This is a genomic window from Vibrio sp. 2132-1 (genome assembly GCF_033344315.1).
In genome coordinates this window covers 1-835 of sequence record NZ_JAWPON010000201.1, presented here as the reverse complement: position 1 = coordinate 835, position 835 = coordinate 1, and the positions used below count along the sequence as shown (strand labels likewise).

General features: G+C 47.9%; 1 protein-coding gene. It reads left to right on the top strand.

Going from position 1 to position 835, the window contains the following annotated elements; translation table 11 throughout:
- A partial coding sequence (locus tag R8N47_RS24420) for a sensor histidine kinase N-terminal domain-containing protein (RefSeq protein WP_318186007.1) occupies positions 1-835 on the top strand: 835 nt, incomplete at both ends.

The window sequence follows — 835 nt, the reverse complement described above, 5'->3', positions numbered from 1 at the left end:
CTTACTCCATTAAACGCCAACTGACGCTCTCGGTTGGCTTGTTAGTCAGCGCGCTTTTGCTTATTTCTTTGTACTTCAGCTTTCAATCAGCCAAACACGAAGTCGAAGAAGTTTATGACGCTAGGCTTGGGCAATCCGCTAAGCTGATGCTGCTGACGCTGTCCATTTCAACCGAAACGGACACTCTCGCCAACCACAGAGAGCTATTCGACCAGTGGATGAAGAACATCGATTCTTTGGCAAAGAGCGACGAAGACAAAGCCACCAAATTTGGTCACCCCTACGAACAGAATCTCGTTTTTCAATTCTACCGTGACAACAAGTTAATCTGGAGTTCCACTCCGAATCTGCGTTCTCTTTCTTCTTCTTTTGATAACAACGGCTACGCCGACATTACCAAAGACGGCTTGCAGTGGCGCACTTTCCAACTCTCATTACCACAGACTGAGCATGAGAACGAATACGTGGTCGTTGCTGAAAAGCAAAAGATACGGAAAGAGATCATCCATGAAATCGCTCTGTCGACGTCCATCGAACAGTTACTACTATTGCCGACTTTGCTGCTGTTGCTGTTCTGGCTGATAGACAGGTATTTCAGACCGATTAACGATCTACGCACGGCTATCACGCAACGAAACGTGCACCGCTTAGACCGCATTCATGTTACCGACAACACAACCGAGCTTGCTCCGTTGGTGGAAGCACTCAATTCATTGCTTTCTGAACTTGAACAAGCGTGGCAGAGAGAGAAGCGCTTTACGCGAGCCGCCGCACACGAGCTCAAAACGCCGCTGACAATCCTGCGCCTAAACGTAGAAAACGCTCTTGAAAGTAA